Annotated in this window: 5 protein-coding genes; 3 read left to right on the forward strand and 2 right to left on the reverse strand. The window is 58.5% G+C overall.

From position 1 onward, the window contains the following. Both H0V78_07940 and H0V78_07945 read right to left on the reverse strand, forming a co-directional pair. Nucleotides 1–838: 2Fe-2S iron-sulfur cluster binding domain-containing protein (locus tag H0V78_07940; protein ID MBA2351708.1), on the reverse strand; the 838-nt coding region annotated here is incomplete at its 3' end. Between the two features lie 42 nt (nucleotides 839–880). After that, nucleotides 881–2,512 carry a cytochrome b/b6 domain-containing protein gene (locus H0V78_07945; GenBank protein MBA2351709.1) on the reverse strand — a complete coding sequence of 544 codons (1,632 nt, stop codon included), beginning with the start codon at nucleotides 2,510–2,512 and terminating at the stop codon, nucleotides 881–883. A 795-nt stretch (nucleotides 2,513–3,307) separates the two neighbouring features. Between H0V78_07945 and H0V78_07950 the strand changes: the two genes are divergently transcribed. The 3 genes from H0V78_07950 to H0V78_07960 all read left to right on the forward strand — a co-directional run. Further along, nucleotides 3,308–3,832, forward strand: a complete 525-nt coding sequence (locus H0V78_07950) for a DUF3617 family protein (GenBank protein MBA2351710.1) — start codon at nucleotides 3,308–3,310, stop codon at nucleotides 3,830–3,832. Between the two features lie 110 nt (nucleotides 3,833–3,942). Continuing rightward, nucleotides 3,943–4,386 carry a cupin domain-containing protein gene (locus H0V78_07955; protein MBA2351711.1) on the forward strand — a complete coding sequence of 148 codons (444 nt, stop codon included), beginning with the start codon at nucleotides 3,943–3,945 and terminating at the stop codon, nucleotides 4,384–4,386. Between the two features lie 85 nt (nucleotides 4,387–4,471). Continuing rightward, nucleotides 4,472–5,004: cyclase family protein (locus H0V78_07960; protein ID MBA2351712.1), on the forward strand; the 533-nt coding region annotated here is incomplete at its 3' end.

Consider the following 5,004-nt stretch of genomic DNA (forward strand, 5'->3'; position numbering starts at 1 on the left):
GGACAAATCCGTGATGCGGGGACGTCGCAGTGGCGGGCGCCGACAATACCGGAACGAATCTGAAGCGATGACGGGAAGCGAGCTCCGAGAGTAATCCAACATCATAGAGATCGCGAGCGTCGCGCACGCCGTGGTATAAATGAATCGCGCCTCGCCAGGGTAACGCCAGGGCAGCGAGCAGGATGGATTTGATTGGGGCGAGGCCTGATCCGCCGGCCACCAACAACATCGGGCGCGCCGCGTTCTCGCGTAGCTGCGCGCTGCCGTAAGGGCCCTCGATTTTCACGGGATCGCCGACGCAAAGTTCGTTGGCGACGTAATTGCTGACAAGCCCGCCTTGTAATTGACGGATGTGAAACTCGAGCGGTCCGTTCCCCGGAATATTGGCCATCGAGTAAGGCCGCGTTGGTAGACCGCCGAAGCCCAGTTCCGCATACTGGCCGGCGCTGAAAGTCAAAGGCTGGCCGGCGGCTTCGAGATGTAGGCGAGTGATATCGTGAGTAGCCTGTTCTCTGCCGATGACCGTCGCGTCTAGAGTTTGTATCGCATGCTGAGGCGATGGCGCGGCATCGTCGAGCCACGCGATTTCGATGTCGCCCACGGGTCTCGATCGACAGGCGAGGATTAATCCGGCGGCGCACTCCCTTTTGCTTAACGCATCGGGCGAGTAACCGTATGACTTCACTTGTCCTGCCAGCAGCCGGCATTTGCATGCGCCGCATTCGCCGCTTCGGCATCCATGCGGATACGGTACGCCGGCATCTAACGCGGCGTCGAGTATAGTCGCTTTACGTGCATCGATCGGGGCCGCCCACTGCTTTATCCTGATTACGCTCAATCGTTTTCCCTGACGGCAGTTCTTTGATCGGTTTGCGCCAGGCTATTTCAATACGAGCTTGAGCGGATGCAAATGACGGCTGTGGCGGGTCTGCGTATGGTCGAATACCGATACCCACATGAAGGTTCCGTTATCAAGCGCAACGTCGAACTTCGAACCGGCACCGATCTTGCGCACCGTTTCCAGCCGCCACCAGCCCCCCTTCCAGCTCGCGACCGCCGTGACATCACCGCGATCGCCGGTGAACGGCTTGTCTATCACGATCGAAGGAAGCACGGTCCCGACCGCATAATCGTCGAGCTCTTTGCTGTAGGGAACGGTATCGCGAATCATCATCCACCACTGGCCGCTGTCGCCGACGTTGGGGTCGAGATCAATCGTTCCCATGCGTGCGGCAAGTTGCGGAAAATCCCGGGGCAGCCATTTCGGTTCGACATACGGCGTGCCTTCGAGCTTCTTGTAATTTTGTTCGAAGCCACCGCCGGTTTTCGGATCCTGGGTATAACCGCCGGTATAGCGCGCGCCGGGCTTGTCGGGAACGGGCATCGGGGGGCCGAAGTAATTGTCGTCTACCTGATTGAGCGGGCCGGTCCGCACACTTTTCCAGTGCCAGACATCCACGTAGCTGCCGTCGCTGGTGAAGTGCAAACCGCGTTTACCGGGCGCGCCGGGTTTGTCGGCCAGAGGCTTGGGCCCGAGATGGGACGAGCCGCCGCCCGCGACCTCGGGGTTCAGCGAAAACATGACGGCGAATTTGTCTTCGTAATATTCATCTTCATCCTGGATGTCGAACTTGGTTTGCAGAAGCTTCCAGCCTTCCGGGGTTTTGATCAACGGAACGTGCTTCTGGCTGCGCGTTGAGTCGCGCCATTCGAACAGCATCGCCACTTGTTCTCCATCGTGGACGCCGCGAACGCGCACCGCCACTTCGCCGCCGGGAAGATTGGTTCCGCGCGTGGTATGCAGTTCGACCGGTTCGATGTGCTGCCACGCGGTGTCGTCTAGCTCGCCATCGATCTTAGGCAACTCGGCTACATGGCGAACGTTGAGCGGTGCGATCACCGCTTTATCGAGCGGGTAGAGGACCGCTGCAACCGCGACCGCGGAGGCCGCGATGGCGGCCAACGCCGCGCCGCCGTAAGCTGCGCGGGGACTGACGATGCGCAGAAGCCCGCGCAAACCGCCAACCGCGATTTGCGCGACCACATGCGCGACGACGTAGACGATGATCGCCCAGGCGACGTACTGGTGCACGGCAGCGATGGTGCGCTCGGGCAATAGGCCCGGAAAGAAATACATCAATGAGCCGGTCACTCCGGCCGCGATGAGCAAAGCAAACGCGACCCAATAGAGGGCTCGGTTAATCGCGCGCCAGCGGCCCTCGCGCGTCGAAATCGTTCCCGAACGGAGCGATAGCCGCGACGTCAGGTGCGCGCGCCAGAGAAAAACGATGTAGGCAATTGCAACGATGGACAGCAACGACGCGCTAAACACATGCAGCCAGTCCACGCTGCCTTGCAATAACACGGGGTCGAGGAACGACGCCCATGCCGCACCCTCCTCATCGGCCGCGATTCGCAGACCTGTCAGCAAACTGACGACGAGCGCGACCACCATGATCCAGTGCAGCACAACAGTGGGGGCGTCCGTGCGTGTGCCAATTCCTTGTGCCATTTATCAACTCCTGAAAACAATGCGGAAACGACCGCTCGCGAATTTCCATCGCTGAACTGATGAAAGAGCAACGGAAACAACGTTGACGCGAAAAAACCCGTCGGCTTATTCGGATTTTGTTTCGGCGAGACCGAGGCGTCGAGAACGTACTGGAACGCTTGGCTTTCATTGGGAGGCGGGGCCAGCAAGAGTTCGGCCAGCGCCACCAAATTACTAACAATCAGCGCCTTGCGCGCCGCAGCGGCTATGTTTCCCACGCGAATGTGTCCCTCATTTAGGACAGCAATTTTAATGATTCTACGGAAGCTACTGATCTTCCATAGCTTTTTGTGTCGGTTTATCACGACACATAACTGTGCGCGCCCATAGCTGTCAGGCGTGCGGCTTCATCGAACGTGCATTCTTCCAGCGAAAACTCTTGAGGAGCGCGAGAGGTGAGCACCCAATCATCAGCGTCGCTTCATCCCCGCCATCGCCACAACGGCGTTTCTCCGCCCGCTTGCCGAAGGCTGTACGATGGGGACGCCTTTGGTTCTTACCGCAATGGTGGAGTGGCCGCGCCAGCGGGCTTTCCCGCATTGCTCGGATCCACCAGATCGCGCGGAGAAAGCGTGGCAGCAGTTTCGGCAGCGCAGGTCGTGAACATCAGGATTTCGCCAAAGCGCAGAAACTGCCCCCCTCGCGCTTGAGGTAAGCGTTTTGCGCGCGATACGCTTCATTCTCGGTGGGCAGAGTCTCGGGACAAGTTTCGAAAATTGCAAGTCATAACCAAAAGTCAGCGAATAGTCCTATGCGATGATTGACCATTACATGAACGCAATCGGGCTTCAAGCGCACCGCGCGAACGACAGGCACCCCGGAGTTGCCGGCGCGTCCAGCCTGTTACGGTGTTTATTCTGCGGGATGCTGGCTTTCTCGGCGCTGGTTTGCCAACAGGCACACCCTGCGGAATCCATGCCCAGGAGACTCTATGAAATCACCACCGAAACCGGCATGCCTCATCTCGAAAACAACCTGCGCTACGCCGACACCCGCGAAAAACGCTGCTTGAGCCAACAGGATCTCGCGACCGCTTTCCCGATTCTGCAACACCATTCGCTCCAGGGGTGCAAGCTCGACAACGAAAATCGCAATGGGGATACGCTGACCTACCTTCTAAGCTGCCAAGCCGCGCACGGCAAGACGGGCACGGCGCAGTGGAATCTCGGCAAGGACCTGATCGCGGGCAGACTGGACGTCAGGATGGGAGGCAAGAACATGACTTTTTATCAGCGCGTCACGGCGAGGCCTTTGGGAGAATGCGTATCTGAGGCGAAGTGACGTTCGAGGCGAAGAGATGCAAATTATTCCTGAATCGCACTCGTCGGATCACAGGGCGCTATGAAGTTTGGACATGAAAAAACGCGCCACTTGGATCATCAGGAGGAATTATGAAACGAGCATTTGTTGCAACGCTCGCCATTATCGTTTTGTTCGCGGGCAACGGGGCCCTCGGAGACAAGCCGGGCGCCTCCGAGTACCAGCCTGACGTCAAGGTCAAACCGCTGCTCAAGACCGTTACCACGTCGCTCGGCCAATCTATCACCTACCCATCCACGCCCGAGGTAACGGCGTTGGAGGTGGAGATCGCGCCGGGCAAGGAAACGGGATGGCACCAGCATCCCGTGCCCGGCTACGGGTACATACTTTCAGGCAGCGTCGTGATAGAGGTACAGGGCGGCGAACAATTCAGGTACGAAGCCGGAGAGGCGTTTGTCGAAGTCATCAACACGCCGCACAACGGAAAAAACGTTGGGACCGGCCCCGTAAAAATTCTGGTATTTTTTTCCGGTGAAGCGGGAAAGCCCTACACCGTACGCACGAGCAAGCAATAGCTTCCGCTCAATTGGTCGCGTTTAGCCGGCAATTGCGCGAGGTCCTACACCGTACGCACGAGCAAGCAATAGCTTCCGCTGCTATATGGAAACCTCCTGTCTGAAACGATTTTGCATCGTTGCGCTTTTTCTTGCTGCCGCGGGGCAAGCGTTCGCGCACGATCTCGACGCCCACTCGTTGATCGATCTTACCCATTCGTTCAACGAGCAGACGATCTACTGGCCGACCGATACTTCCGGCTTCAAGCTCGAGAGAAAAGCCTACGGCAAAACCGATGCCGGCTTCTTCTACGCGGCGAATGCCCTTTGCACCGCCGAGCACGGAGGGACTCATCTGGATGCGCCGCTGCATTTCGGCGAGGGTAAACACAGCACGGAACAAATTCCGCTGGCCCAGCTCGTCGCGCCGGCAGTAGTGATCGACGTTTCCGAACAGGCTGCAAGAGATCGCGATTACCGGCTCTCGCCCACAGATGTGCTCGAGTTCGAAAAGCGTCACGGGAAGATCGCTGCGGGAACGATCGTGCTCTTGCGTGCTGGATGGAGCAGGCACTGGCCCGACCGAAAAGAATATCTGGGCGACGATCCTCCGGGCGATGCGTCGAAGCTGAGTTTCCC

It is taken from the genome of Burkholderiales bacterium, from assembly GCA_013695435.1.
Lineage (GTDB): Bacteria > Pseudomonadota > Gammaproteobacteria > Burkholderiales > JACMKV01 > JACMKV01.

Excerpts from the sequence above, each read along its gene's own strand:
- H0V78_07945 (MBA2351709.1), bottom strand. The coding sequence starts at position 2,512 with ATGGCACAAGGAATTGGCACACGCACGGACGCCCCCACTGTTGTGCTG.
- H0V78_07955 (MBA2351711.1), top strand. The coding sequence starts at position 3,943 with ATGAAACGAGCATTTGTTGCAACGCTCGCCATTATCGTTTTGTTCGCG.
- H0V78_07950 (MBA2351710.1), top strand. The coding sequence starts at position 3,308 with ATGATTGACCATTACATGAACGCAATCGGGCTTCAAGCGCACCGCGCG.